21 protein-coding genes and 6 pseudogenes are annotated in these 26,897 nt (G+C 66.4%); 13 read left to right on the top strand and 14 right to left on the bottom strand.

The genetic code is table 11. From position 1 onward, the window contains the following. From Q2100_RS15885 to Q2100_RS15865, 5 genes are all read left to right on the top strand, one after another. A partial coding sequence (locus Q2100_RS15885) for a heavy metal translocating P-type ATPase (protein ID WP_302914856.1) occupies positions 1-811 on the top strand: 811 nt, incomplete at its 5' end. Positions 812-858: 47 nt separating this feature from the next. Then, a complete protein-coding gene (gene lspA, locus Q2100_RS15880; protein WP_302914855.1) occupies positions 859-1,311 on the top strand; it encodes a signal peptidase II in 453 nt (150 codons plus the stop codon). Continuing rightward, positions 1,259-1,813 carry a cation diffusion facilitator family transporter gene (locus Q2100_RS15875; protein WP_302914854.1) on the top strand — a complete coding sequence of 185 codons (555 nt, stop codon included), beginning with the start codon at positions 1,259-1,261 and terminating at the stop codon, positions 1,811-1,813. The genes lspA and Q2100_RS15875 overlap by 53 nt, the downstream gene beginning before the upstream one ends. A 207-nt stretch (positions 1,814-2,020) precedes the next feature. Continuing rightward, complete coding sequence (locus Q2100_RS15870; protein WP_302914853.1) at positions 2,021-3,547, top strand: MFS transporter; 1,527 nt, start codon at positions 2,021-2,023, stop codon at positions 3,545-3,547. A 27-nt stretch (positions 3,548-3,574) separates the two neighbouring features. Continuing rightward, positions 3,575-4,240, top strand: coding sequence for an adenylate/guanylate cyclase domain-containing protein (locus Q2100_RS15865; RefSeq protein ID WP_302914852.1), 666 nt, complete (start codon positions 3,575-3,577; stop codon positions 4,238-4,240). Positions 4,241-4,356: 116 nt separating this feature from the next. Here Q2100_RS15865 and Q2100_RS15860 read toward each other — a convergent pair whose 3' ends face one another. The 4 genes from Q2100_RS15860 to Q2100_RS15845 all read right to left on the bottom strand — a co-directional run bounded on the left by Q2100_RS15860 (position 4,357) and on the right by Q2100_RS15845 (position 7,858). Then, positions 4,357-5,025, bottom strand: a complete 669-nt coding sequence (locus tag Q2100_RS15860; protein ID WP_302914851.1) for a peroxiredoxin — start codon at positions 5,023-5,025, stop codon at positions 4,357-4,359. A gap of 111 nt (positions 5,026-5,136) precedes the next feature. Then, positions 5,137-6,492, bottom strand: a complete 1,356-nt coding sequence (locus Q2100_RS15855) for an MBL fold metallo-hydrolase (protein WP_302914850.1) — start codon at positions 6,490-6,492, stop codon at positions 5,137-5,139. 54 nt (positions 6,493-6,546) lie between these two features. Then, a complete protein-coding gene (locus tag Q2100_RS15850) occupies positions 6,547-7,317 on the bottom strand; it encodes a sulfite exporter TauE/SafE family protein (protein ID WP_302914849.1) in 771 nt (256 codons plus the stop codon). Positions 7,318-7,588: 271 nt separating this feature from the next. Beyond that, positions 7,589-7,858 carry a metal-sensitive transcriptional regulator gene (locus tag Q2100_RS15845; RefSeq protein WP_302914857.1) on the bottom strand — a complete coding sequence of 90 codons (270 nt, stop codon included), beginning with the start codon at positions 7,856-7,858 and terminating at the stop codon, positions 7,589-7,591. Between the two features lie 326 nt (positions 7,859-8,184). On the opposite strand from Q2100_RS15845, the gene Q2100_RS15840 reads away from it, so the two are divergent. Then, on the top strand, positions 8,185-8,634 hold the full coding sequence (locus tag Q2100_RS15840; RefSeq protein WP_302914848.1) for a DUF2752 domain-containing protein: 450 nt from the start codon (positions 8,185-8,187) through the stop codon (positions 8,632-8,634). 264 nt (positions 8,635-8,898) lie between these two features. Here Q2100_RS15840 and Q2100_RS15835 read toward each other — a convergent pair whose 3' ends face one another. Next, positions 8,899-10,029, bottom strand: a complete 1,131-nt coding sequence (locus tag Q2100_RS15835) for an NAD(P)/FAD-dependent oxidoreductase (protein ID WP_302914847.1) — start codon at positions 10,027-10,029, stop codon at positions 8,899-8,901. A gap of 394 nt (positions 10,030-10,423) precedes the next feature. Beyond that, positions 10,424-12,658 carry an MMPL family transporter gene (locus tag Q2100_RS15830; RefSeq protein ID WP_302914846.1) on the bottom strand — a complete coding sequence of 745 codons (2,235 nt, stop codon included), beginning with the start codon at positions 12,656-12,658 and terminating at the stop codon, positions 10,424-10,426. 563 nt (positions 12,659-13,221) lie between these two features. Here Q2100_RS15830 and Q2100_RS15825 point away from each other — a divergent pair. The 5 genes and pseudogenes from Q2100_RS15825 to Q2100_RS15805 all read left to right on the top strand — a co-directional run bounded on the left by Q2100_RS15825 (position 13,222) and on the right by Q2100_RS15805 (position 17,959). After that, positions 13,222-13,989, top strand: a complete 768-nt coding sequence (locus Q2100_RS15825; protein ID WP_302914845.1) for a cytochrome c biogenesis CcdA family protein — start codon at positions 13,222-13,224, stop codon at positions 13,987-13,989. After that, a complete protein-coding gene (gene resB, locus Q2100_RS15820) occupies positions 13,986-15,578 on the top strand; it encodes a cytochrome c biogenesis protein ResB (RefSeq protein WP_302914844.1) in 1,593 nt (530 codons plus the stop codon). The genes Q2100_RS15825 and resB overlap by 4 nt, the downstream gene beginning before the upstream one ends. A gap of 650 nt (positions 15,579-16,228) precedes the next feature. Further along, positions 16,229-17,211 (top strand): annotated as a pseudogene (locus tag Q2100_RS15815) (IS481 family transposase). A 102-nt stretch (positions 17,212-17,313) separates the two neighbouring features. After that, positions 17,314-17,556: pseudogene (locus Q2100_RS31775) on the top strand (theronine dehydrogenase); the annotation flags it as partial. Positions 17,557-17,710: 154 nt separating this feature from the next. Then, positions 17,711-17,959: a hypothetical protein gene (locus Q2100_RS15805; RefSeq protein ID WP_302914843.1), complete on the top strand. Its 249-nt coding sequence runs from the start codon at positions 17,711-17,713 to the stop codon at positions 17,957-17,959. A gap of 198 nt (positions 17,960-18,157) precedes the next feature. Here the strand turns inward: Q2100_RS15805 and Q2100_RS15800 are convergent. The 3 genes and pseudogenes from Q2100_RS15800 to Q2100_RS31885 form a co-directional block, all read right to left on the bottom strand. Beyond that, positions 18,158-18,481: pseudogene (locus Q2100_RS15800) on the bottom strand (helix-turn-helix transcriptional regulator); the annotation flags it as partial. Positions 18,482-18,773: 292 nt separating this feature from the next. Then, positions 18,774-20,306, bottom strand: a complete 1,533-nt coding sequence (phoA, locus tag Q2100_RS15795) for an alkaline phosphatase (RefSeq protein WP_302914842.1) — start codon at positions 20,304-20,306, stop codon at positions 18,774-18,776. A gap of 257 nt (positions 20,307-20,563) precedes the next feature. Continuing rightward, positions 20,564-20,889: pseudogene (locus Q2100_RS31885) on the bottom strand (SLAC1 family transporter); the annotation flags it as partial. Between the two features lie 90 nt (positions 20,890-20,979). Here Q2100_RS31885 and Q2100_RS15785 point away from each other — a divergent pair. Next, positions 20,980-21,162, top strand: a pseudogene (locus Q2100_RS15785) (sensor histidine kinase); the annotation flags it as partial. 66 nt (positions 21,163-21,228) lie between these two features. Here Q2100_RS15785 and Q2100_RS15780 read toward each other — a convergent pair. The 4 genes and pseudogenes from Q2100_RS15780 to Q2100_RS15765 form a co-directional block, all read right to left on the bottom strand. Next, entirely contained in the window at positions 21,229-21,663 is a 435-nt protein-coding gene (locus tag Q2100_RS15780; protein ID WP_302914841.1) for a hypothetical protein, read from the bottom strand. Between the two features lie 219 nt (positions 21,664-21,882). Next, a complete protein-coding gene (locus tag Q2100_RS15775) occupies positions 21,883-22,014 on the bottom strand; it encodes a hypothetical protein (protein ID WP_302914840.1) in 132 nt (43 codons plus the stop codon). A gap of 56 nt (positions 22,015-22,070) precedes the next feature. Continuing rightward, positions 22,071-22,664 (bottom strand): cadmium resistance transporter, encoded by a 594-nt coding sequence (locus Q2100_RS15770; RefSeq protein ID WP_302914839.1) that lies wholly within the window; start codon positions 22,662-22,664, stop codon positions 22,071-22,073. Positions 22,665-22,791: 127 nt separating this feature from the next. Next, a pseudogene (locus Q2100_RS15765) lies at positions 22,792-23,160 on the bottom strand (ArsR/SmtB family transcription factor). A 220-nt stretch (positions 23,161-23,380) separates the two neighbouring features. Between Q2100_RS15765 and ccsB the strand changes: the two are divergent. Further along, a complete protein-coding gene (gene ccsB / locus Q2100_RS15760; RefSeq protein WP_302914838.1) occupies positions 23,381-24,355 on the top strand; it encodes a c-type cytochrome biogenesis protein CcsB in 975 nt (324 codons plus the stop codon). 347 nt (positions 24,356-24,702) lie between these two features. Here ccsB and Q2100_RS15755 read toward each other — a convergent pair whose 3' ends face one another. After that, a complete protein-coding gene (locus Q2100_RS15755; RefSeq protein WP_302914837.1) occupies positions 24,703-26,436 on the bottom strand; it encodes a VanW family protein in 1,734 nt (577 codons plus the stop codon). Positions 26,437-26,897: the final 461 nt, after the last annotated feature.

Raw genomic sequence — 26,897 nt, 5'->3', positions numbered from 1 at the left:
GGTCGACGGCGTCGACCCGGCCTCCGACGTGGAGGCGGTCACCGGCGCCGGGCTCACCGGCCGCCGCGACGGCAAGGTCCTCCGACTGGGCCGCCCCGGCTGGCTCGACGCCGGCCCGCTCGCCGACGATGTAGCCCGGATGCAGCACGACGGCGCCACCGCGGTCCTCGTCGAACAAGACGGACAGACGATCGGGGCGATCGCGGTGCGCGACGAGCTGCGACCCGAGGCCGCCGACGTGGTCGCCCAACTGCACCGCGACGGCTATCACGTCGCGATGCTCACCGGTGACAACCACGCCACCGCCGCCGCACTCGGTCAAGAGGTGGGCATCGACGCCGTGCACGCCGAGCTGCGACCCGAGGACAAAGCGGCCCTGGTGGCACAGCTGCGCCAGCAGCGGTCCACCGCGATGGTCGGTGACGGGGTCAACGACGCACCCGCGCTGGCCACCGCCGATCTGGGCATCGCGATGGGCGCGATGGGCACCGACGTCGCGATCGAAACCGCCGACGTCGCCCTGATGGGTGAGGACCTGCGCCATCTTCCGCAGGCGTTCACCCATGCCCGCCGGGCCCGGCGCATCATGCTGCAAAACGTCGGCCTCTCACTGGGGTTGATCACCGTGTTGATCCCGTTGGCACTGTTCGGGGTGCTCGGCCTGGCCGCGGTGGTGCTGGTGCATGAGCTCGCCGAGATCGTCGTCATCGCCAACGGCGTGCGCGCCGGTCGCACCAAACCGCTGGACACCATCCCCAGCGACCGCTCGGCAACACCGGAACCCGCGGCGCCGATGCACGCCACGCAGTGACATCCTCGTCGCCGACACGTGCACGAGTCGTCCTGGTTGCCCTTGCGGTGGCGCTGGCCGCGCTTGACCTGGCTTTGAAAGGCTGGGCCGTGCGCGGCCTGGGCCGCGGTGAGGCCATTGATCTGTGGGTGATCCAGCTTCGGCTGGCGTTCAACCCGGGCGTCGCGTTCAGCATGGGCGACACCATGCCCACGTGGGTGCTGCTCGGAATTAGCGGGCTGGTCATCGCCGGGTTGGCCATCTATGCCTGGCGATCGGCGAGCAGCGCCCCCCTTGTGGTGCGATTCGCGGTCGCGATGGTCCTGGGCGGGGCGGTGGCCAACTTCATCGACCGTGCCCGCGACGGGGTGGTGACCGACTACCTGCACACGGGCTGGTTTCCGACGTTCAACGGCGCGGACGTGCTCATCGTCGTCGGCGCAACGACGTTGATCCTGGCGATTCTGTATGCCGAGCGCGAGCGGGCGAGGGCGGAGGGTAGCCATGACCCGGCCTCGTGAGGATCAGTTGGTGCGGCGCGGCTTGGCGCTGGCCTGGTTCATCGTCGTGTGGGACGTCATCGAGGGCATCATCGCCGTCACCGCCGGCCTGGCGGCCAATTCCATCGCCTTGGTGGGCTTCGGCATCGACTCCACCATCGAGGTCTTCGCCGCGTCGGTGGTGATCTGGCAACTCCGCGGCGGTGCCCACGCCCGAGAGGCGCCGGCGCTGCGCATGATCGCGATCACCTTCTTCGCACTCGCGGGCTACGTGAGTTTCGAGTCGGTGCGCGACCTGATCGGGCGCGAGGCACCAGGCGAGTCGCTGATCGGCATCGTGCTCAACGTGATTGCGTTGATCGTCATGATTCCGGTCGCCCTGGCCCAGCGCCGCACCGGACAGCAGCTGAACAATCCGGTGCTGGTGGCCCAGTCGACCGAAACGTGGATGTCGAACGCATTGTCGGTCACCGTGCTCGCCGGCCTGGGTTTCAACAGCCGCGCTCGGGTGGTGGTGGGCTGACCCCGCCGCTGCCCTCGTGGTCGCCGCGCTCGCCGCATGGTCCGGGCGCCAAGCATGGCGCGAAGCAGCCGAACACTGACCCGCAGCAGTCTAATAATCGGTTTATGCCGTTGTTTTCGGGGAAAGCCGATGATAGTTTCGTAACTAGATTGATCGCTAATAGACGGTGACAGTGACAACTACCGCTGCGTTTTCAGGGAGGTCGTCATGACTACTTCGCATGCGCACCGGTGGTGGGCGTTAGCCGGGATGTGGGTCGCGGCGCTGGCGTTGGGCTTTGACATCACGATCATGAATGTGGCGCTGCCGACGCTGGCCACCGACCTGTCGGCCGGCACCGACGCGTTGCAGTGGATGGTCAACGCCTATGTCCTGGTGTTGGCCGGTTTGATGCTGGTGTGCGGCGCGCTGGGGGATCGCTACGGGCGCCGTCGGCTGCTGCTGATCGGGCTGGCGCTTTTCGGTGCATCGTCGGCGGTGGCTCCGTGGGTCGACAGCGCGGCCGGCGTTATCGCGGCCCGCACGGTCATGGGCATCAGCGCCGCGATCATCCTGCCGGTGATCTTCGCACTGCTGCCCGTGCTGTTCGGCCCTGAAGAGCGCGGCCGCGCGGTGTCGTTGACGGTGGTCGCGGTCGGCCTCGGCATACCGCTGGGCCCGATTCTGGGCGGCTGGCTGCTCGAGCACTTCTGGTGGGGCTCAATCTTTTTGATCAACGTGCCGATGGCGGTATTGGCCGTGGTGGCCATCGCGTGGCTGCTGCCCGAGTCGCGCGACACCCACCCGCGCCGCCCCGATGTGCTCGGTGGACTGCTCTCAACCGTCGGGCTGCTCGGATTTGTGTACGGGTTCATCGAGGCGCCCAACCGCGGATGGAGCGACCCGCTGGTGCTGGCCGCGGTGGCGCTTGGGGCCGCCCTACTTGTCGTCTTCGTGGTGTGGGAACAGCACATCCGCGACCCGATGATCGACCTGCCGCTGTTTCGTCAGCGCGAGTTCCTCGGCGGCAGCATCGGCGGAGTCCTGGTGACGTTCGGGCTGCTCGGCCTGTTGTTCGTCATCCCGCAATACCTGCAGCTGGTACTGGGTCACGATCCGCTGGCCACGGGGCTGCGGCTGCTGCCGCTGATGGGTGGCCTGGTGATCGGAGCCCCGCTGGGTGAGCGGCTCGCCGCCCGCGTGGGCTACCGCGCCCCGGTCGCCGCTGGACTGGTGGTCCTGGCCGCGGCACTGGCCCTGGGCGCCACCACCTCACTTGATTCCGGGTACGGGTTTGTCGCCGGCTGGCTGGCCGTCGCCGGACTCGGCATCGGGCTGGCGCTGTCACCGGCCATGGACGCAGTGCTGTCAGCCCTGCCCGAGGACCGCGCCGGATCCGGCACCGCGATCGCGATGACGCTGCGCCAAACCGGGGGCGCGCTCGGCGTCGCGGTGCTGGGCAGCGTGCTCGCCCAGGGCTACACCTCGCGCCTCGACATCACCGGCTTGTCTCCCGCCGTCGCGGATGTAGCACGTGAGTCGATCGCGGGCGGACTCGCCGTCGCCCAACAGCTCAACAACGCCGGCCTTGCCGCCAGCGCCTCGGCGGCATACGTTCACGGCATGACTCTAGTGCTGGTGGTCACCGCGACGGTCACCGCACTCGGCGCCGGGGTCGTGACCGCTCTCCTGCAGGGGCGAAAAGCACCCCAATCGACACGGGATGCGCGCGATGCGAGCCTGCAGCGGAGGTGACCCTCCAACGTTATGGATGCTGTGAACGTGAGCGACCACGCCGCGGTGGCCTTCTTGGACCTGGCCGGGTTCACTGCGCTCACCGCGGTGCGCGGCGACCAGGAAGCCGCTGACCTCGCCGAGCAATTCGCGGCCTTAACCACCGCGGCGCTCGGCCCCGACGATCGGCTGGTGAAAACTCTCGGCGACGGGCTACTACTCACCTCTCCCACCGCGCCGTCGGCGCTGGCGTTGGTGCGCCGCGTGATCGAGCTGTGCACCCACACCAACCGGTTTCCGGTGCTGCGCGGCGGCATTCACTACGGCCCAATCGTGCAGCGCCACAACGACATCTACGGCCACACCGTCAACTTGGCCGCGCGCGTCGCCGAGGCCGCCGTCAACGGACAGATCCTGCTGACACAAGAGGTCGCCGCGGCCGCCCGCGACGAGGGGCTCACTGTCACCGAAGGGGGCCCGACGAGATTCCGCAACATCACCGCACCGGTGGACGTGTTCGCCCTCGACCTCGACTGCCTGTGCCCGCGTGTCGACCCGGTATGCCGCGTGCTGCTGCAACCTGGTACCGCCGCAACAACAATCCGTTATCAAGACCTCGACTACGACTTCTGCTCACCCGAGTGCGCTCAACTATTCGATGCCAGTCCACAGATCTACGCCGACGCGATCAAATGCGCAGCAGACGGCCCGTAGACAACAGGTGACAATGCGTTGCAACTAAACAACGACGCGGGGGTGGCGCAGAGCCAGTTTCCGTTGCAGTGCAACGATAACGCGATCCAAGGGAATCGGCATGTGTCTTCGGAGCGCTATGCGCGCGGTGTGGGGCTGGGGACGATGCGCAGGTACGGCCGGGGGGCCTGCCACCCATCTGGGTAGATCTGGCGGGCCTCGTCGTCGGAGACCGACCCGGCGATGATCACGTCGTCGCCTTGGCGCCACTGCGCCGGAGTGGCCACCTGATGGGTGGCGGTCAACTGCAGCGCATCGATCACCCGCAGCACCTCATCAAAGTTGCGTCCGGTGGTCATCGGGTAGATCAGCAGGAGCTTGATTTTCTTGTCCGGGCCGACCACGAACACGTTGCGCAGGGTCGCGTTCTGCGCCGGGGTGCGTTCGGTGGGATCACCGGCGATGTCGGGGGGCAGCATCCCGTAAGCCTGCGACACCGCGAAATCGGTGTCGGCGATCATCGGATAGTTGGGCGCGACGCCTTGGGTGTCGGCGATGTCCTGCGACCACTTGGCGTGGTTGTCAAGCGGGTCAACCGACAGGCCGATGATCTTAACGTTGCGACGATCGAACTCGGGCTTGATCTTGGCCATGTAGCCCAGTTCGGTGGTGCACACCGGGGTGAAGTCGCGGGGGTGGGAGAACAGCACCGCCCAACTGTCGCCGATCCAGTCATGAAACCTGATCCGACCTTCGGTGGTGTCGGCCTCGAAGTCCGGGGCGGTATCACCAATCGTCAGGGTCATCACGAACCTCCAATCCGAGCAGGGGCACCGCCCCCGGCTCTATCTACTGTCTACGTACCTACAAAGTATGGAGTTGTGTCCATGGGCGCCACTGCCGTTGGCGCCGAGGTATTAGCTTTCGATGAGTCCGGCTTCGGCGGCGTTGTCGAAGTCGTCGTCGATGAGGGTGACGGTGCGCCCCGGCCGGTCGATGAGGGAGGCGGCGATCGAGGCGCGGTAGCCCGACGCGCAGTGCACCCACACGTCGCCGCGGGGGACGTCGTCGACGCGCGCCAGCAGGTCGTGCAGCGCGATGTTGAGCGCGCCGGGGATGTGGCTGTGGCGGTATTCGTCGGCGCGGCGCACGTCGAGCACGGTGAGGCCGTCGAGGCCGTCGAGGCCGGTGTGGGCGAGGTCGGCGAAATCGGCGATGCGGTAGGAGCGCAGCACTGCGCCGCTGCTTAGCGCACGGATGTCACCGACGGCGGCCCCGGCGAGGTCATCGATGCCGATGCGCACGAGTTCGCGCCGGGCGTCGGCGATTTGGTCGGTGTGCTCTCCGATCAGGGTCAACGGCGCACCCCAGTGGTAGAGCCAGCCCAGGTAGGTGACGAAGGAGTTCGACAGCTCAAAGCCCATGGAGCCGGCGAGGTGCCCGGCGGCGAAGGCGGTGCGGTTACGCAGGTCGACGACCCATTCACCGGCGTCGATGCGCCCGCGCAGCTGGTCGGGGTCGACGGGTTCGGGCAGCGACAGGTCGACCGGGGCGGGGCCGGCGCGGTTGATGACGCCCATGTGCGCGTAGTAGGCCGGGTAGGCGCTCAGCCCGTCGAGCAGCTGGCGCACGTAGCTTTGCTCATCGAGGGTCAGTGCCGGGTTGGTGCTGCGCTGCTCGCCGATGGTGGAGGAGTCGCCGGCCGCTGGGGTGGCCGAGCAGAAGCTGCCGAAACCGTGGGTGGGGTACACCTGGGTGCCGTCGGGTAGTTCGTCGGCCAGGCGGCGCACCGAATGGTATTGGGCGTGGGTAAGGGCGCGGGTGTGCTCGGCGCCGACCAGGTCGGTGCGCCCGGTGGTGCCGTGCAGCATCGAACCGCCGGTGAACACCCCGGCGACTTTGTTGTCGGGTCCGTGCAGCACGTAGCTCAGGTGATGGTGGGTGTGGCCGGGGGTGTGCACCGCACGCAGTTGTAGCGGCCCGGCATCGATAATGTCGCCGTGGCTGACGGCGCGGCGCGGGTAGGCGACGTCCTCGCCGGCGGGCACGACGTAGTGGGCGCCGACGACACGCGACAGTTGCAGCCCGCCGGTGACGTAATCGTTGTGCACATGGGTTTCCACGACGTGGGTGATGGTTGCTGTGTGTTGATGGGCCAGCGCGATCACCCGGTCGATGTCGCGTTGCGGGTCGATCACCACGGCCACACCGTCGTGGCTGACCAAATAGCTGCGATCGCCCAGGCTTGAGGTTTCGATGATGGAAACGTCCACCGGTGATGTCCTTTCGAAGATGGATGGTTGGGATTGTCAGCGGAGTTGTGATTGTCAGCGGATAAGCACGGTGTCGACGAGGACCCAGGCCGCGACCGCGAACACCAGGTAGGCAAACCCGCGCTGTAAGCGTTGCGGGCCAAGCCGGCTGCCCAGATGGGCGGCCAGCACCGACCCGATGACAGCCGTGCCGACGAACGCCGCGGTCAGCGCCCAGTCGAGGGGGGCATCGCCCAGATGAGAGATGGCCCCAGCAGCCGAGTTGGCGGCGATGATCACCAGCGAGGTGCCCACCGCGGTCGACATCTCCACGCCCAGCAGCACCACCAGTGCGGGAACGATCAGAAAACCGCCTCCCACTCCGAAGAGCCCGGTGAGAAAACCCACCGCCAACCCCGCCGGCAGGGACCGCGGCGCGCAGCGCCGCCAGTTGACGCCCGAATCACCGACTACACAGGCGGTGCCGGTGCTGACGTCGCGCAGCATCAGCACCGCGGCGGCGATCATGACGAGCGCGAACCCGACGAGGATCACCGACTGCGACAACTGCCGGCCGACCTCGGTGCCGGCGAATGCGGCCGGGACGCCCACGGCTGCGAAGATCCCCGCCAGGCGCCACTGCACGTGGCGCGCACGGGCTTTGGGCAGCGCGCCGACGCTGGAGGCGACCGCAACCACCAGCAACGACAACGGGATCGCCTGGTTGACCGGCAGACGCAGGGCGTAAACCAGGGCGGGCACGGCCAGGATGGAACCGCCGCCGCCGAGCAGTCCCAGCAGGACGCCGATCACCGCACCGGTGGTAACCGCGATCGCCAGGGTCACGCCATCCTCCTTCCTCTCGGTGTCGCAACGGCGACCCAGCGTGGCGTCCCGGCGGCGGTGTCGATGACTGCGGCCTGGCCGGGACATCTGCCGGGCCCTGTCGGCGCGGGCGGCTGCGGTGGCCGCCACGTGTGGGTCCATCGCCTCGTCCACGACTGGCCGTGCGCCGCGGCGGTCCTGCGAGCAGCCGAATGATTGCACCGCAACACCTCGATCGAGCGGTCGGCGTCGCGGGGCAGACCGCGGCGTCGGGTCCTGAGTTCTTCAGCGGTCACGCCAAGGCCAAAAACAGCCTTTCCAGTTCCGTTTCGCTCAGTGGCGGCTTGCCGTCGCGGTGTTCGCCGGTCATGCACTGCCGCATACCGGTGGCAACGATCTTGAATCCCGCCCGGTCCAGCGCACGCGACACCGCGGCTAACTGCGTGACCACGTCTTTGCAGTCGCGGCCCGCCTCGATCATCGCGATCACCCCGGCCAGTTGGCCGTGCGCGCGACGCAACCGGTTGAGCACCACTGCGATGCCGTCCTGGTCATCGATCATCACTTCTACGCTTCCTCAATCATATACCCGGGTGGGTATATGCCCTAACAACGAGGTTATACCCGTAGGGGTATGTGGTCAAGCGCCGGATCGCTGATGGCGGTAGGGCACTGGGTGCGCTGGGCTGGGCGGCCGAGTCCGTCCGAATCACGTGTGGGATCGGCGGGTCGGACGCGGTGACCGGTTAGAGGCGATGCTGAGGCGATGCCTTATTGATCTGGGCGTGCCGACGGCGGGGGTACCACAGTCGTTCGGGCAGATCGGATCCGGGCGGTGCGGCGACGCCGCCCGAAGGCGTGGGTAGCATTTCGGGGGGGAGGCCGAGCATGACCGATCGTTACGAGAGCGAACAGCTGCCCAGGCGGGTGGGGGTGGCGGTTCGGCGGCATGACCCCTACCCGGTGTGGACGTGGTTGGCGGTGGCCGGCCTGGTGAGCGCTGCGGTGATGGCCGTTGTCGGCCTGCCCGACGTGGACCTGCACGGGCCGCTGTGTCGCTTGGGGGTGATGTGTCCGTTGTGCGGCGGCACGCGAGGGGTCTATCTGACCCTGCAAGGGGAGTTGGGCCAGGCGCTGCGCTACAACCCGGCCAGCCCGGTCCTCGTCGCTGCCGCGCTGGCGCTGCTGATCCGGGCAGTCATCGGGTGGTCCTCGGGCCGCTGGTTGGTCATGGCGCTGCCACGGCGGATATGGATACCGGTGGGTGTGGTCGCGGTGATCGCCCTGTGGGTCAACCAGCAGCTGAACGCGGAGCTGCTCACCCAGCCCTGGGGTTAGCGAGCGGCTCGCGCGCCTCGGCCGGCGCCGGGAGCTGTCCAGCCAGTCCGCTTGGGGTGCGGAGGCCTGCGGGATGCGCAGCCGAAGGCAATGTCGTGCGTGGTGTCGACGGCGTCTTTCGACCGACGCCGCGGCCGGTTTCGTGGGCGTCTGAGCCCGCCATGCAGGGTTGGCACCCGCAGTGAGTGTGTCGGCGCGCATACCGCGGGTCCGATAGCGAACAGCGCGGCGGGAGCGCTGATCGGCCGGCTCGGGGCGGCCCGGCTATGCGGTGAACCAGCGCCTTTGGCGGGTGGGGGCGAAGTGTGCTTTCTCGGTGGCCAGTTCGCGCGACGGGCCCAGCAGCGCCCCGGTCGGTTGCGGGCCGCCCAGGAAGTTGGCGTGTACTTTGGCGACCTGCCCGCGGCCGAACTCGATGAAGCAGTCACCGGCCCCGTCGTAGGGCGGCGGCGGCGGTGTACCGCGCAGCCGGGCGGTGATGTCGGCGGCGACGACCCCAGCGGCGCGTTCGGCGAACACCCCGGCCTTGGGCGTGTTGGCCGCGGCGACGTCGCCGAGGGCGTACACCCCCGGGAACCGGGTCGCCAGGTTGGTTTTGTCGACCGCGATCCAGCCGTCGGGTGCCAGCCCGGACTCGGCGACGACCGCCGGCACCCGATGCACCGGGATACCGATGAACAGGTCGTAGGGGATGCTGTCGCCCTCGGCGAATTCGGCTCGCTTGGCCGTGGTGTCCAATCGGCACACCGTGCGTTGGGGGATGAAAGTGATGCCGCGCGCCGTCAGATGGGCCATGAGCGGTTCGGACACTTCCTTAGCGACCGGTACCGGGGCGTTCATGTATCCGGTGACGGTAATCGTCACCTGATCGCGCAGACCTCTGCCCGTGAAGTAATCCTCGAGCAGGAAGGCCGCCTCGAACGGCGCCGGTGGACATTTGTAGGGCTCGCCGAGGATGCCGATGACGATGTTGCCGCCGTCGAAGGTGGGCAGCGCGTCGCGCAGGCGTTCGGCTCCGGCCAGCGTGTAGTAGTCATAGCCGTCTTCAGCGAAACCCGGGGTGGCTGACGGGTCGTAGTCCGCGCCGAGTGCGACCGCGAGGAAGTCGGCGTCGTAGGTGCCGGCGTCGGTGCGCACTCGGCGGGTTTCGGCGTCGATGGCCGTGATGACCTCCCGGCGGAACTCAACTCCGGGCTTGGCCAGCTGGGCATACGGTAGCTGGACGTCGTCGGCTGTGCGCCGGCCCAGCAGCACGTCGAGCTTGGAAAAGCCGAAGTGGAAGGTGTCGTTGCGATCGATCAGCGTCACCCGCACCGGCTCGGGTGACTGCGACAACTGGGCAGCCAGCTCAAGCCCTGCGAAGCCGGCACCCAAAACCAGCACATGGGTCGTCATTGGGCCTCCTGAAGCCGGCGGCGCCAATGCACCGCGTGATAGGGCGTGTGATAGGACCTCTGATGCCCGAAGATACCGCCAACCCTCAACGGCGGGTTTGGCCGCATCCAACCGATGGTTGGGCGAAACCCAGGAGCGGTCACGGTGCGCGCCTCCCGTGCTGGGCTCGCGTCGTCAGCGGTGAACGAACGCGCGCGGTGTCCTGCGGCAAGTCAACAGGGCTCAACCCGTGCTCGTGTGGGCGGGTGGCCTGGCCGGCGCTGGCCGTGGTTGGTTGCTGAGCTGGTTCCCTCGGGTAGGGACGGGGGAGCCCTGGCCGGCACCAGCGGGCGGCGCGGCGGCGTGGTTGGCTGCCTAAGACATTTTGATTGTTTCGCGTTGCGCCGGTCGATCGCTACGGTTTCTCGGCGTGGGATGACCCGGCGCGGAATGCGAGTTTCGGTGTCCACCAATTCCATTGGCCCAGGACACGCATCATTGCTGGCACCAAAACGAGCCGTACGATGACGGCGTCGATTGCGACCGCTATCGCGAGTGCGAACCCGATTTGCTTGAGTTCCAACACGTTGGCGGTGACGAAGCTGCCGAAGACGGCGACCATGATCGCGGCGGCAGCGGTGATGGGTCGCGCTGTGTGGGTCAGTCCGGCGGCCACGGCGAGCTCGTTGTCGTGGCCGCTGTCCCAGTATTCGCGCATGCGGCGAATCAAAAACACTTCGTAGTCCATCGACAGGCCGAACAGGACGGCGAACACCACGGTGGGCAGATAGACCTGCAAGAAGCCCGGACTGGTGAAGTCGAGCACCGATTCACCGATGCCCCACTGGAACACGGCAACGGTAAGGCCTAGGGCGGCACCGGTGGCCAGCATGTTCATCAGGACCGCTTTAAGCGGGAGAACCACGCTGCGGAAGACGACCATCAAAAACAGCATTGAACTGGCCAGCACCAAAGCGATGACGAGCGGCAATTTGGATGTCATCTCGTCGGAGAGGTCGACGAATTCGGCTGTACTGCCGCCGATCACGATGGCGGGCCCGCCGTTGGTGGCGGCCTCTGCCGCTGCTGCACGCAAGTCCCGAACCAGTGATTCTGCGGCCGCTGAATCAAACGCCACGTCGGAAACGACGGTGATGAGTTGTCGCCCCTGCGACTCTTGGACGGGTAGGACGGCACCCACACGCTGATCACGGGCGGCTTGGCCGATGAGGCGCTGCACTTGTTGAGCCTGGCCGACGGTCAACGGCGAGCCGTCCGGACCGGTGGCCACGATTTCGACAGGCGATAGTGTCCCGGCGGGAAAGTTGGCGGTCAGGGTGGCGGCCGCGCGCCCGGACGGCTTGTCGGCCAGGGCAGATGTGCCCATGTCCAGACCGTATCGGATGCCCAGCACGGGCGCGGCGGCCACCAATAGGACGAGCAGGGTCATCGCACCGAACGGCAGCGGCCGTTTCATCACCAGGCGTGCCCATCGCGCCCAGCCGCTGCTAGTTGTCTGGGTGTCAGTAATCTCAGCGGGACGCCATCGTTTCGGCAGTGCGCCGCGGTTCACGGCGGGACCAAGCACGGCCAACAGCGCCGGCAGCAAGGTCAAGGCAACGACCAACGTGCTTAACACGGCGATCGCCACGCCCACGGCGATGTTTCGAAAGACCGGCGCTTGCATCACCAGCAGGGAACACAGCGAGATCATCACGATGATCCCGGAGGCGAGGATGGTTTTGCCGGCAGTGTTCAACGACTGCCCCACGGCGGCGGCAATGTTGTCGTCGTCGCGTCGACTGGTGACGCCGGCGCGGCCGAGCTCTTCGCGGAACCGGCTGACGATGAACATCGCGTAGTCGACGCCAACCCCGACGCCGATCATCGTGGCCATCGACATCATCAGTGAGTCGAAATCGATCACCGTGCTGGCGACAAGCATGGACCCCACCGCGACCAGCAGCCCGGCCAGGGCGACCCCGACCGGCACCACGGCGGCTGCTAGCGCGCCCAACGCGAAAATCAGCAGCACCAGGGCGATCGAGACGCCGATCGCTTCGGCCCGCTTGACATCCTCGTTTTGCAGCTGGACTGAGTCGTTTTGCACCGGCGAATACCCGGTGATCGCCGCAGCTACTGGCCCGCCGGTCTGCGAACTGACCACGTTTTGCAATTGGTCGGCCACCGTCGAGCGTTGAGCCATATCGCCATCGATGCCAATCAAGGCGATCGCCACCCGGCGGTCAGGCGATATCTGGCCTGACCCGGCATAGGGATCGATAATGTCTTTCACCCCGGCGACACCGCGCGCCGCAGCTAACGTTTGCCGTACCGCGGCCTGGTACTGCGGGGTATCGGCGGTGGTGATCGCAGACTGGAAGACGATCACATCCTGCTCAGCGCCGAACGACGGGAAATACTGGCTCAGCAGGCGATCAACGTCGGCTGACTCGGAGCCCTGCACCCCGAAATCCATGCCGCCAAGCCGTTGTTCCAGCACCGGATAGGCCAGCACACACCCCACCAAGATCGCCGCCCACACCACCAAAATCGGGCGCCGGTGAGTTGCGATCGCCACACCCCAGCGGTACAGCCAGGCCCTGGTGATGTCGGCGGTCGGTTCAGCGGAATCGACAGTGCGTGGCATGCGATGCCCCGGTTTAATTGGCATGTGTGAGTTGCGATTTCACTTGGCCGCCCATATCCGCTGCTGTCATGGCAGCAAGCGCGCCGGCCGTGAGGATGCGCGGTGACCGGGGCGAACTATTGTCGGGCTCGCCGTGGAGGCGACTGCTGGCGCGAACCGGCGAGCCGCTACGCCAGCAGGGGTTTGACCATTTCTCGGCCGGTCGGGCTGAGCGCACAATTCGCATCGGTTTCTCCCGATGTCATCGGTGTTTGGGGCTAGCATAGCACTGGCGGTGGGGGGTACTGGTGAACGGAGTTCATCCGCCGGCGGGATTCATCTCCGCGGCAGCACCTCGTCACCAGGAGGCTATGGTCGCTGCCGCACAGCATCGTGAGTCGCTCCCAAAATTGCCCGATTCTGTGCAGCAAACGCCTGCCCAACGGGTGCTGTGTGAGGGTCTCAAGTGGCTCCGGTTATGCTACTAGCCTGTGTAGTAGTCGCGTAGGTGGTGTCACGGTAAGGATGTGCGTGCACAAGCTCGATAATCGGGGTCGAGAAGTGATCGAGCTGCGCGGCCGCCGATGAACGGATTCACTGAGGTCGCCACGTCAGGGCATGTGCTGCTGGCGCTACTGGTATCGGCGCTGGCCGGTTTCGTGTCGTTTGCTTCGCCATGCGTGGTGCCGCTGGTGCCGGGATACCTTTCCTATCTTGCCGCTGTCGTCGGGGTCGACGAAGAAAGCCAATCGACGCCGCGGGGTGCACGGCTGCGGGTGGCGGCAGCGGCGGGATTGTTCATCGCCGGCTTCACGGCGGTGTTTCTGATGGGCACCATAGCGATCCTGGGCCTCACCACGACGGTCATCGGTAACCAGCTGTTGTTGCAGCGGATCGGCGGTGTCGTCACGATCCTCATGGGCCTGGTCTTCATGGGTTTTGTCCCCGCGCTGCAACGCCAGGCCCGGTTCACGCCGAAGTCGTTGTCGAGCATCGGGGGTGCTCCGCTGTTGGGGGCGGTGTTCGGTTTGGGCTGGACGCCATGTCTGGGACCTACATTGACCGGCGTGATTGCGGTGGCCTCGGCCACCGAAGGATCGGCCATCGCCCGCGGCGTGGTCCTTGTCATCGCCTACTGTCTGGGGCTGGGTGTGCCCTTTGTCCTGTTGGCGTTGGGATCTGCCCGCGCGGTGCACGCGATGGGGTGGCTTCGCAGCCATACCAGGGCAATGCAGATATTCGGCGGCGTGCTACTGGTCGCCGTGGGGCTGGCGCTGGTGAGCGGGCTGTGGAACGAATTCGTCTCCTGGGTCCGCGACGCCTTCGTCACCAACACCACGTTGCCGATATGACCCGGGCTTTCGCCTACGTTCGCAACACCTGGCGTGCCCTCACCTCGATGGGCACTGCGCTGGTGCTGCTGTTCTTGCTGGCGTTGGCGGCGATACCGGGGGCGTTGTGGCCGCAACGCAACGTCAACCCGAGCACCGTTGGCCGCTACATCGCCGACAATCCGCGGGTGGGGCCGTGGCTGGACCGCCTTCAGGTGTTCGACGTGTTCTCCAGCGTCTGGTTCACCTCGATCTACGTCCTGCTGTTTGTGTCGCTGATCGGTTGTTTGACACCGCGTGTGATTGAGCATGCCCGCAGTGTCCGGGCAGCTCCGGTGCGCTCCCCGCGCAAGCTCACCCGGCTGCCGAAGCACCGGGTGGTGACCGCCGCGGGGGACCCGCAGGCCCTCGCGGATGCAGTGGCGGCCAACCTGCGCGGCTGGCGCACAATCACCCGCAGGAGCAGCGAGGGCGTCGAGATCGCCGCGGAGAAGGGCTATCTGCGCGAGGCGGGCAATCTGGTGTTTCACTTCTCGCTGATCGGGCTGCTCGTCGCGGTCGCGGCCGGCAAATTGTTCGGCTACGAGGGGAACGTCATCGTGATCGCCAACGGGGGACCGGGTTTTTGTTCGGCCTCGCCGGCGGCGTTCGACGCGTTTCGGCCAGGCACGACCGTCGACGGCACGGCGCTGTATCCGATCTGCCTGCGGGTCAACAACTTCGATGCCGAGTTCCTCCCGACTGGACAGGCGGCATCGTTCTCGGCCGATATCGTGTATCAGGCCGGCGACGACTTGGTGAACGACACCTGGAAGTCCTACCGGTTGAAGGTCAACGAGCCGCTGCGCGTCGGTGGCAACCGGGTGTATCTGCTCGGTCACGGTTACGCGCCGACGTTCACGGTGACCTTCCCGGATGGGCAGACGCGTTCTCACACCGTGCAATGGCAGCCGGAAGACTTGCAGACACTGTTGTCGTCGGGGGCCATGCGGTTCGACCCGCCGGCGGGCAGCTACCCCGACCCGGATGAGCGCCGTAAGAATCAGATCGCTATCGAGGGACTGCTGGCTCCGACCGAACAACGTGATGGGCGGCTTTTGTCGTCGGCGTTTCCCGCCCCCAACGATCCCGCGGTGGCCATCGATATCTATAAGGGTGATACCGGGCTGGATTCTGGTCGCCCACAATCGATTTTCGCCTTGGACAAGCGCATGATCGAGCAGGGCCGGCTCACCCGGATGGCCCGGGTCAACCTGCGCCTCGGTGAACAAACCCGACTCGAGGACGGCGCCGTCGTCCGTTTTGACGCCGTCAGCGATTTCGTCAGCCTGCAGGTCTCTCACGATCCGGCGCAGATCTGGGTGCTGGTGTTCGCCACCACGATGATGGCGGGCCTGCTGGTCTCGCTGATCATCCGTCGGCGACGCATCTGGGTGAAGATCCGCACGGATAATGACACCGGTGCCCTGACGGTGGAGATGGGTGGACTGGCGCGCACCGACAACGCCGGATGGGGTGACGAGTTCGACCGGTTGGTCACGCGACTGCTTCCCCCTGCGCCCGAACTCGCACAACGGCACCCATTGAAGACAACGGGGCAACGCCGCTGATACCGACCCGAACACGGCGTTCCCCGGTCGTGGCGGCGCACTCACGTGGCGCGCGGAGCGCGACGATGAAGGCGCTTGCGGTCGATGTCATCGCCGTGTGTGAACCTGAGCCCGGGTGGGGGAGTCGGGGGCCGCGTTGTTTCGGTACCCGGCCGCCGTCGGTGCCGGCACCGCGGCAGTGCCGATGGGAAGCCACGCTTGTCGTGGCTGGTTGGGCATCCAGATGGTCGCGGGGTGCCCGCCGAGGCAAGGGGCACACGAATTCGGCCATTGCCGACATTCGACAGCGTGCGGATAACTGTCGCCAGAAAAGGGGTAGTACTTCCCGCGAGATACGAACGTTGACCGTAGAACCGCGACGCCCGTCGACGCTGGCGATAACCGACGTTCCCGAGCCTAAGCCCGCTGACGGTCTCGCCATCGGCGTATGCGGCACCGACAAAGACGTCGTTGCGGGAGAATACGGTTGGGCCCCAGAGGAATCGGTGTCGCTGGTGCTTGACCATGAATCGCTGGGTAGGGTCCGCGAGTCGCCGCCGGCTAGCTGTACCGAGACATGACGTTGGTAACGGGCGTGTTGGCTTGATGTAGGGAGAACCTCCGGGTGGGGTGTGGCTTATCGAAGGCCCATCACTCATCCGGAGGTTCTCGTGTCACACCGTAATGCTCATACGACGTTTCATGGACGACTGTTGATGGTGCGCCGGCATCAGGCTGGCTGGCCCAAGGCTCATATCGCCAAGGCGATTGGGGTTGCGCGCAAGTGCGTGCACACCTGGATCAGCCGCTTCGAGTCCGAGGGCGAAGCCGGGCTGCTCGACCGTTCGTCGCGCCCGCACACGGTGCCAACCCGCATTCCGCGCGGTCTGGAGAATCAGATCGTGGCCTGGCGGCGGCGTCACCGCTGCGGCCCGGATGAAATCAGCGCCAAGCTGGGAGTGTGCGCCCGTACGGTGTCACGGGTGCTCAATCGGCGCCACATGCCATATCTGCGTGACTGTGATCCGATGACCGGCCTGGTCATCCGGGCCTCGAAGTCCACGGCCGTGCGCTACGAACGGAGTCGACCGGGCGAACTGGTGCACATGGATGTCAAGAAATTGGGTCGCATCCCCGACGGCGGCGGGTGGCGTGCTCATGGTCGAGGATGCGCTCCCGATCGAGAACGCAGACGCGGCAATGGCTTCGACTTCATACACTCACTTGTCGACGATTACTGCTTGTCGACGATTACTCACGTCTGGCGTACTCCGAAGTCCTCGCCGACGAGAAAGGCTTGACCGCCGCGGCGTTCTTGCACCGCGCAGCAGCCTATTTCCGCGCCCACGGCATCAGCACCATCGACTGCTTGATGACCGATAACGCCTGGGCCTACCGGTACTCGCTGCGCCAGGTATGCGCCGAGATGGGGACTCGTCAGATCTTCATCAAGCCGCACTGCCCATGGCAGAACGGCAAGGTGGAACGGCTCAACCGCACGCTGCAGACCGAGTGGGCCTATCGCCAAGTCTTCAGCACCAACAGCGACCGCGCCGCAGCCCTTGCACCCTGGCTCGAGTACTACAACACTCAACGGCGTCACAGCGCACTCGGCGGCCTCCCACCGATCAGCAGACTGACACCAACCTCATGACCCAGTACAGCTAGCGGCTTCGCCGTGGGTGACCTCGTCGTGGGCGTGGTGCGCAGACCCGATCCGGAGCCGTGTGGCGCATGTGCGCGTGGCGAGTTCGACATGTGCCGTAACGGTCGCTACCGCGAGTGTGGCATCAAGCAGCTGCACGGCTATGGAAGTGAGCGCTGGACCGTCGCGCCGGACCATGCGGTCCGACTGGATCCCATGCTCGAACATGTCGGCACGCTGCTCGAACCCACGTCGGTCGTCGCGAAGGCGTGGGACCAAATCGACCGGGTCGGTAGGCGCAGCTGGTTTGAGCCGCAGCGAGCCCTAATCACCGGTGCCGGGCCGATCGGACTGCTCGCCGCGCTGATCGGCGTCCAGCGCGGCCTTAGACATTCATGTGCTGGACCGCGTCACCGGTGGCCCCAAACCCGGCCTGGTGCGAGCTCTGGGGGCCACATACCAGCATCGCGACATCGATTCGGTGACAAAGTAATTGCGGCCCGATGTGGTGATCGAAGCCACCGGGGCGGGCAGCGTGGTCTTCGGTGTGTTGCAGAACACCGGCCGCTACGGGATCACCTGCCTGACCGGTGTGTCCCCGGCCGGGCGGCACGGCACGGTGGACGCCGGGGCGGTCAACCGCGAGATGGTACTCGAAAACGACGTGGTGATCGGATCGGTCTACGCCAACCTGCGCCACTACCGCAAGCCGCCGACATCCTGGCGCGCGCCGACACCGGATGGCTTGCGGAAATGATTACCCGCCGAGTGCTCCTGGATCACGCGGCCAGCGCATTCGAGCCCGATAAGGGCGACGTCCAAGGTGGTCATCGACATAGATGGGCAGCGCTGATGGCGTCGGCGCCCATCGAAGACTACGCACCGATTGGCGATCTGCACACGGCGGCGCTGTGGCCGTCGAGCCGCTCGGTCGAGGCTTAGGGATTTCGCGAGATCAGGTTAGCCGCACGCTGCGGTGAGCGGCGATCGGTGCGATACCGAACATTTCGTGAAAGGCGCGGTTGGCGTGCGAGCTGTCGGTGAAGCCGGCGGCGTTCGCGGCGTCGGTGAAGGTGCCGCCGCCGCGCGCGACCTCCATCGCCCGAATAAGCCGCGCCCACCGGACGTAGGCCGGAAACGACATGCCGACTTCGCGGGCGAACAGCCGACCGAGCCGGTCCGCCGACAAGTGCACTGCGCGGGCGACGTCGCTTAGCTGCACTGGCCCGGCCAGCAAGTCGGGCAGAAGATCGATGGTTTGGCGCACGCTTGGATGCGGCGGCGCGACAGATGTGGGTGCGAGGGCTGGCCCGAGCCACTGTTGCAGCACTTCGTCGGGCTCCTCGATCGATGACATCCGCGCGATACTGACCGCGCCCAGGCCCCGCCGAACGGACCGCGATCCTGCAACCCCAACACGAGGAACTGACTCAGCGTATCGCCAAGGCGCAGGCAGCGCTGACCCTCGTCGACGCCGGACTCAACTGCCAACGCGGCGATTTGGCGGGCTGCCCGCGCTTTTCACGCCGTGCTCGCCGAACGGGTCCGACACCCTTGGGCAGGGGCCCACGTCAGTGTTCGGGTTGCTGTGACCGGTCGATCCCGAGCGCGTCGGTCATGGTGAAGAACAGGTCGGTTTGGTCGGTGAGTCCGACGACGTTGGCGGCGCGCGGCCCGTAGGCGGCGATGCGCACCTCGGTGCCGGTGTGGGTTTCGTCCTCGACGTTGACGTCTTCCGATGTGCCGTAGCTGATGGTCATATCGGCGTCGTCGGCGGTGGTGAGCTTGGTGGTCAGCCCGGGGTACATGATGTCGCGGACCCGCTCGATCGGCAGCTTGGCATCCTCGGCGATGCCTTGGAGGTCCTCGTTGGTGAACTCCTCGACGATCTGGCTGGTGTGTCCGTGGTCGCCGGTGACGATCACCAGGGTGTTGCCGTCCTGGCGGGCGAACTCGAGCGCCTTCTGCACCGCGTCGTCGAGTTGGACCGTCTCGCCGATCTGACCGCACAGATCGGCGGAGTGGTTGCGTTTGTCGATGCTCGCCGACTCGACCTGCAGGAAAAAGCCCTTGTCCTGGCCCTTCTGGCTGCCCTTCAAAAGGTCGATGGTTTTCTGCGTCATGTCGGCCAGCGTGGGAACTTCGGAGGTGTGCTCGGCGTTGTCGGTGCACTTGGACGCCGGCTGCAGGTAGCCCTGCCGCACCGCGGGGGGCCCTGACCACAGCACCGGCATGTTGCCGTCGGCGAACAGGCCGAGCAGCGGGGCGTCCTGGTCGGCCTTGGTGACGTTGGCCAATTCGCTTGCGGTGCGCACGATCTGGTAGCCGCGCTCCTTGGCCTGGACCTCCAGCGTCTTGCCTTGGTACTCGCCGGCGGTGGCGCTCTGCGCGAACGTCTCGGCGCCGCCGCCCATGGTCACGTCGGGCCGCACAGCCAGCAGCTGTTCGGTGACTGATCCGGGCCCGCCCTTCTCCAGGGTCTCGTCCGGGCAGTCCTCGGCCATTTCCGTGGGGCCGTAGCAGTCTCGTTCGGAGATGTGCGAGAACAGCGCCGCCGGGGTGGCGTCTTGGATGTCGGAGGTGGTGATGTCGCCGGTCGCGAAACCCTGGGCCTTGGCCAGCTCGAGAATAGTGGCCTGTTCGGCGCCCTTGATGTCGATGCCCAGGGCGCCGTTGTAGGTTTTCGTGCCGGTGGACCAGGCGGTCGCAGTAGCCCCGGAGTCGGGGACGTAGTTCGGCTTGCCGTCCTTGTTCAGGGCGAAGGTGGTGTACTCGCCTGTCAGCGGGAAGGCGTCGAGCCCGGCGAAGCCGCCGCCCGCGCCTTTTTCGTAGTTGCGGGCGATGGTGATCTCTGAATCGCCCATGCCGTCGCCGATCAGCAGGATGATGTTGCGTGCACCGCCGTTGTTGATGGCGTCGCGCATCGCTTGCGACTGATCGCCGTCGAGTCGGCGCGCACCACCATTGGAGCTGAGATCACCGCCGGCGGCCCGGGTGACCGTATCGCCGTTGCCGTCCTTGTTGTCATCGCTGCTACAGGCCGTCAACGGCAACATCGCCGCGACCGCAACGACCGCCACGACCTTGTACACGCTTACCGCCACTTCAGTCTCCTCACCAAGCGCTTGTGAGGAGCGATTGAACGGTATGTCGATGAACGGATGCTGACCGGCGCACGAACGATAGATCCGGTACGCCGTCGCTGTACGGGCTGGTCGTCGCCAAAAGCGCGCGCGACATTTGCAGCATCGCAGCGACCGCGTCATGCAGTTCGCCGCCATGCTGGACATCGCCGCGACCACGCGTACGACGACATCCGCACCGACGTGCAGATCGCAACCCGGCCAGCCGTCCTCGTCGATGCGGTGAACAGCCGACCCAGCGTGCCCGCCGTCCACAGCACCCAGTCGAGGTCCACGGCCGCCCGCTGCCCGATCAGGTCCTTACCACGAGGAGCGTCCCCGCGCCGACGGTGAGCAGAGCCATCGGAGGCACCCCGTAGCAGCGGGCCATCTGCGGGTTGCGCACATGGCTTCGCACCACACTCGGATGCCCATCCAGTTGGCACCGATGGCCAGGATCAGGATGACGATCCGCCGCCGTGGCGGCGATCCCGGTTCCCATCACGGACGCGAAGGAGCTCGGGCCGAGATTGCTCAGCAGCCGGCGCTCATCACCATTGACCATGACCTGCGAAGCTAATCCGGGGGTTATCCCCGCTGCGTTCTCGGGAAAACGCTGTGCCGCGCGGCGCCACAGGTTCATAGATTTCAAGGCGTGGTCGCAGTCACCGACACGAGTCCAGATGCCGTCGAGGCGCCCGCTGCGTCGCCCCGGCGCCCCATCGGGGTGGTGCCGACGGCGTCGATGATCACCGGCGGGGCGATCGCCACGGTGTGGTTCTGGGTTCCGTTGACACTCCTGATCATTGGTGTCTCGTCGATTCCCAGCGTCATCGGGGTTTCGTGCTGGCCGTGAGAATTAACCCTGCAAAGGTGGCACCGCCTCACCGTCATGCCGCGTTCGTCACAGCGGAGGGCCGCCACGGTCACGCCGGCTTAATCTTTGGGCGGCGAAAAGCTTCGCGGCCAGAGAAATCGCCCCATAGCTGGCAACCAGCACCGCGGCCACGTAGAGGTCCGTTTCGAGGTCGGCGGCCCCATCTGGGCTGAACAGGTCGAAATCAACGACACCGGTTAGCCAGCCGGCCAGCACCAGCACGGCGGAAATCGCAGCAGCCCAAAGCTGCGCGCGGAATCCAATCGTCCCGGCACCTCCGGACGCCCGCTCTTCGCCGCGACTGATTGACACAAACCGATGATAGCGGCTAGATCCAGGACGAAGCTTAGGCGCCTGATGGTGCAGTTCGTCGGGGTAGCGCTGGCCGGCATGGGAATCGGCCACACTGATTGCCCTGCTGCAGAGGATAATCGGGCCGTATTCGTGATCGGTGAGAAGCATTAATGCACAGGATGGTTGGGTGTGCCCAAGACCGCCACCCGAAGTTGCCGCACAGTTCAATCACCTAATGAATGGTTCGGCTGTTACGTGAACCTTGAGCGCGCCCTTGGCGGCCGGTCCAGTCTGCAACTGACCGCCCTTCGCCCCTCCCTGGAGGTGGGGCCACGAAATCCTTTCCGACATAGGACATCACGGCATAGGCCGCAACCAACAGCGCCGCTACATAGAGATGGTGCCGAGGTCGGCGGCCCCATCTGGGCCGAAAAGGTCGAGATCAATGACACCGACCAGCCAGCCGGTCAGCGCGACGCCGGCGGAACTTGCCGCAGCACGCTCGCTCAGGCTCAGCACGGCGGCCCACTGCCTGGGAGATCTCTTCGCCGCTCGCAGTGTCTGCACGGGTCCGGTTAGAGACCGAAGGCTCCGCCACTGACCAGGATGACGATGCCGAGGCAGATCAGGACGATCGGGAACAGGATGTGCTCCCAGCGTTCAAGGACTTCGGCGATCGGCTTGCGGGTGGCGACGAACTTGGCGAGCAGGACGAGGACCACGACCAGCATGAGGAACACGACACAGTAGGCGACCACGGCCGCAGGTCCCACGCTGAGGAAGACCGGGACGTAGACGCCGATGTTGTCCCCGCCGTTGGCGAAGGTGACTCCAGCGACGGTCCAGACGCCGACATTCTTGCCCGCGACTTTGGCGTCGTCGTCCTCGTCCCCGCGCCAGGCCTCCCATGCCGCCCACAGCCCTAGGGCCAGGGGTATGAGCCCGAAGTACGGGATGACTGCTGGGGGGAGGAACGCTCCCGCGCCCAACGCCACGAGCACGGCCGCGCCCAGGATGCCCGCGAATCCCAGATACTGGCCTGCGGTGATCCGCGCCGTTGTGCCGCGTTGTCCCGCGCCGCGGGCGAAGAACAGCGAGAGCACGATGATGTCGTCGATGTTGGTGGCAAGGAACAGGCCGACCGCCTGCAAGACTGAGGACAGGATCACGCGGCTGCACCCGCGCTGAAGCCCTCGGGCACAGGGTAGGCAAGGTCGATGCACGGGGCGTTCTCATCCACCGCCGGCCCATGTTCAACCTCGCCAGTCCCGTGACCGTCGCTGCCGCATTCGATGCTCATCGCGCGACCTTGTGCTCGGGATGACTGTCGTTGGGGCACAGGGCGACTGCCCTGCCGGTGGCCTCCGACACCGTCTTCGCTGCCCGAAACATCTCGAGCAACTCTGCGCACGCCAGCCGGTACACCGAGGGCGGGGCCCTGCGGCCGGAAATCCACCAGCGTGCAGTCATGCAGACATGCCAGATGCGCCGACACCGTCGACTGCGCCAACCCCAACTCGGCCATCAGATCGTGCACCCGGGTCTCACCAACCGCCAGTCTGCGCAGAATCGCCAACCGCGTCGCATCCGACAGCTGTGAAACAACGCCGTCGCCGCACTCAAGTTCACCGCCGTCGCCGCGGTATCCACAGAACCACTTTTCATCGTCACACGGCGATGATAGCCCCAATTATCATTGATCTGTCAACCGAGCATCATCGTCAGCTATCGAGGCAGTTACAGGGCCGGGTTGATCGGAAGGGGTGCTGACGATCCGTCGAGCAGCACGATACTACGGAGTTCTTCAGTACTATCTTGCGTAGTGCATTTTCATTGGTTCACGGCGCTCCCGGACGCAGCCTGCCCACGCCGTTGAGGAGGACACGTGAACGTCGAGGGCATCGACTTCGGGTTGGCTAGATACTCCGATCGGGCCTTCACGTCGTCGCTGGTGGTGCTCGTGGTCGCGCTGCTGCTGCTCGCTATCGAGTTGGCCTACGCTCACAGCCGCAAGTCCGAGAGCCGTGAGTTGGTCACCGCGGGAGCAGTCGCATCCGACAGCGTCACCCCCGGTGTCGTCGTCGACGTTGGTCGGCGTCCGCTCGACGAACGGATCGGGCAGGCCGGCCTCGCGGCCGTCTACGTCGGGATCGGTGTCCTGCTGGGGTGCATCGTGTTGCGCGGGCTGGCCACCGCGCGGGCGCCGTGGGGCAACATGTACGAGTTCATCAATCTGACCTGCCTATCGGGTCTGGTCGCCGCCGCGGTGGTGCTGCGCCACAGGCAGCACCGCACGCTGTGGGTGTTCGTCCTCGTTCCGGTGTTGATCCTGTTGACGGTATCGGGGCGCTGGCTCTACACCAACGCCGCGCCGGTCATGCCGGCCCTGCAGTCCTATTGGCTGCCGATCCACGTGTCGGTGGTCAGCCTGGGCTCCGGGGTGTTCCTGGTTGCTGGCGTTGCCAGCGTCCTATTCCTGCTCAAGATGTCGCGTTTAAGTCGCCCGGAAGCCAAAGGGCCGCTGGCGCGCGTCGTGGCGCGGCTTCCCGATGCGCAGACTCTGGACAGGATCGCCTATCGCACAACCATATTTGCGTTTCCGGTGTTCGGTTTCGGGGTGATCTTCGGCGCGATCTGGGCCGAAGAGGCGTGGGGCCGCTACTGGGGCTGGGACCCCAAGGAGACGGTGTCGTTCATCGCCTGGGTGATCTATGCCGCGTACCTGCACGCCCGATCGACCGCCGGTTGGCGTGACCGCAAGGCCGCCTGGATCAACGTCGCCGGCTTCGCCTCGATGGTGTTCAACTTGTTCTTCATCAACCTGGTGATCGCAGGCCTGCATTCGTATGCCGGGGTGTGACGTAGCACCAGCAGTTAACGACGTAGATCCCGCACATCGCGGCGAAGTGAACGGCCGGGACTTGCTGTGTTTGAACAAGATTCGTGGCGCGCGGTTCGCCGGTGCGCGGTAAGCGGTGGGCAGATCATCGGAGTTCACCGGCTCATAGATGGCTGGAACGCGCCGGGTTGCGACCCCCTGACGAAGTGCCGACCGTACGGTCATGTCCGGCGGTCAACTATGACGCGGCCCCGTGTGCATTGGCGCACTGATCGTGGCCGCCGGCAAGATTCGAGCGTGTCGGAGCCGGCACGCCAGCACGCTATTCGCGGCCGCTGGGGGCCCGGTGAGCGTCTGACCGGGTCGGGTCAGCCTCCGCAGACGACCTTCGGCGCCGGGGCATAGCGAACGGTATGCGCTTCGGTGCGCACCTTCCCTGTGCTGATTTCGCGGAGCGTGCGGGTATCGGTGATGGTGAAACCGGGCGACCCCCGGCTGGCGCTGCACGGCTCGCCAGCGGGCAGGACGACCGTGTTGGGGCTTGTCGCGCTGGTCCGCGGGCCCTGGGACGACGTCACCTCGTAGCGCTTGATTCCCACCAGCCGCACGGTGACCGAGCTGGGCGTCCACTCGGTCTGTATCAGCACCCCCGTCTGGCCGTCGTTGCGGAACTTCACGTCGATGACGTCGCCGAACACCGTCGCCTCCCGACCGGCGGGATAACGACTGATGTAGAAGCTGTGCTCCTGGTGCTCGATGTCCGCCATGCCGGCGAAGTACGCCGCGTTGTACAGCGTGGTCGCGACCTGGGAGACGCCACCGCCGACGGCGCGCGCGGGTCGCCCGTCCTCGATAATTCCCGCCTCCACGTAACCGGCCGCCGCGTTGCGCGGGTTTGTCGCTGCGTTGAGGCTGAACGTCTCACCCGGCCCGACCACGATGCCGTCGAGCTGCGCTGCGGCACGCTTGATGTTCATCCCGGAGTCGGTCGCGAACCCGCCGGTCTGGAACTCGCCGATGACGGCGGCGTCGCCGAGGTCCTCCAGGTCCGCAGTGGTGAACTCGGCTGGTTGGTCGGCGTAGACGGCGGTGATCTCTCGCTCTTCGGTCCCGGTCAGCACGGGAAGCAGGGTGGCCAGGGTGGCCTCGTAGTCGACGCCCCGGCCGTCCTGCGACGGCACGACGACCGGCCTGCCGGACCTGAACTCGAGGGCGGCGTCGCGGCCCGGGCGTTCCGATGCGGCGAGTTGCGGTCGCAGCACATCGATGACCGCGGCGCGGTTGATCTCCGGCACCAGCTGGCCGGCCTCGGCGCGGAACGTCAGCGCCGAGGCGATGACACCCTCGGGGATGGTGCCCCGCGTCCCGCCGTCACCGACGACGGTGACCGGCCCAGACACGGCGGGCCGGGCGACTTGCTCGACTGCGGTGGCAACATCGGCGGCCGTCGTACTCGGCGGCAGTTCGACGAGCGGCAACGCCACTGCCGGACCGGTCGCCCAGTCGCGCTGCAGCACCTCGGCTGCGGCGTTCACGTCGAGGCGCTGGCCCACCTGCGGGTCCACCGGAACCGGCGTGCCGTCGATGAAGCGTATCGAGCCCTCGACCGGATCCTTGTCCACGATCGGCGCCAGCTCCTCCAGCGCATCGTTGAGGGCCTGCGCGTCTGCCGCGGAGTCCACACCGACCTCCCTCTCGGTGAAGAACGAGGTGATTCGGGTGATCGGGTTGAGCGGCTGGGAGCCGGCCCGCTCCACCGTGGCCTTCCAGTCGACCCTCAGCCCTACGGTCATCGGGTCGATCTGGCTGCGAGCCACCCCGAGGGTGACCGGCACCAGCCGCGCCGCCCGGGGGGCGACCTCGGCGCGTAGCCGCTGCTCGGCCTCATCCATGTTGAGGCCACCGACCTGCACGCCCGCCGCGGTCACGCCGCGCGGCACCGCATCGGAGGTCACAATCAGGTCAGCGACGTAGATCAGCCCCAGCACCGCAAGCACGGCGGCGACCACCAGGAGTCGCCGCGTGCGGGAAAGGGGGCCAGGGGGGTCAGCCTCCGCCTCGTCCCGGGGGACGACGTCGGTGCGCGCGTCGATGTCGACCATGACTGGCGGAGCATCCGTCGAAGCTAGGTCGTCCAGATGCTTCCGCGGAGTCTCCGCGTCGTCACCGGCCTCTGGCACGTCCGTACACTGCCGCTCGGGCATGAACTCGGTTCCCCCAAACTCTCGTACGTCGGCCCGTGCGCACCCGGCTTGTCGCGGATCTGCCGATGCGGCGTCCATGGCGCCGTCGACGCCTGAAACCGGCTCGATTCTAGCGACGTGGTCTGATGTCATCGACATCGGCGACGGAATGATGGTGCACGGCTGGACCTGCGGAACGCCGGTGCGGGCGGCACCCATCTCGACGACCCTGATCCATAACGCCGGCGCTGGTAGTGACCGGCTTACCCGCGCCGTCCTCCTAGCTGCCGAGGAACTCCGTCGACGCCGAATCCGACCGGCGGGTGGTCGCCGGCAGCTAGACATCCCAGGTCTGTAACTTGTCAAGCAGCTGCTGGCAT

The organism is Mycolicibacterium arseniciresistens, assembly GCF_030519285.1.
Lineage (GTDB): Bacteria > Actinomycetota > Actinomycetes > Mycobacteriales > Mycobacteriaceae > Mycobacterium > Mycobacterium arseniciresistens.
The sequence above is the reverse complement of the archived record's forward strand: the minus strand, read 5'-3'. Positions and strand labels throughout refer to the sequence as shown.

Bases quoted from the DNA above. Each gene is read 5' to 3' on its own strand.
- Q2100_RS15875 (WP_302914854.1), top strand. From the start codon at position 1,259: ATGCCGAGCGCGAGCGGGCGAGGGCGGAGGGTAGCCATGACCCGGCCT.
- Q2100_RS15870 (WP_302914853.1), top strand. From the start codon at position 2,021: ATGACTACTTCGCATGCGCACCGGTGGTGGGCGTTAGCCGGGATGTGG.
- Q2100_RS15860 (WP_302914851.1), bottom strand. From the start codon at position 5,025: ATGACCCTGACGATTGGTGATACCGCCCCGGACTTCGAGGCCGACACC.
- Q2100_RS15845 (WP_302914857.1), bottom strand. From the start codon at position 7,858: ATGATCGATGACCAGGACGGCATCGCAGTGGTGCTCAACCGGTTGCGT.
- Q2100_RS15840 (WP_302914848.1), top strand. From the start codon at position 8,185: ATGACCGATCGTTACGAGAGCGAACAGCTGCCCAGGCGGGTGGGGGTG.
- Q2100_RS15835 (WP_302914847.1), bottom strand. From the start codon at position 10,029: ATGACGACCCATGTGCTGGTTTTGGGTGCCGGCTTCGCAGGGCTTGAG.
- Q2100_RS15830 (WP_302914846.1), bottom strand. From the start codon at position 12,658: ATGCCACGCACTGTCGATTCCGCTGAACCGACCGCCGACATCACCAGG.
- Q2100_RS15825 (WP_302914845.1), top strand. From the start codon at position 13,222: ATGAACGGATTCACTGAGGTCGCCACGTCAGGGCATGTGCTGCTGGCG.
- resB (WP_302914844.1), top strand. From the start codon at position 13,986: ATGACCCGGGCTTTCGCCTACGTTCGCAACACCTGGCGTGCCCTCACC.
- Q2100_RS15780 (WP_302914841.1), bottom strand. From the start codon at position 21,663: ATGCTTCTCACCGATCACGAATACGGCCCGATTATCCTCTGCAGCAGG.
- Q2100_RS15755 (WP_302914837.1), bottom strand. From the start codon at position 26,436: ATGGTCGACATCGACGCGCGCACCGACGTCGTCCCCCGGGACGAGGCG.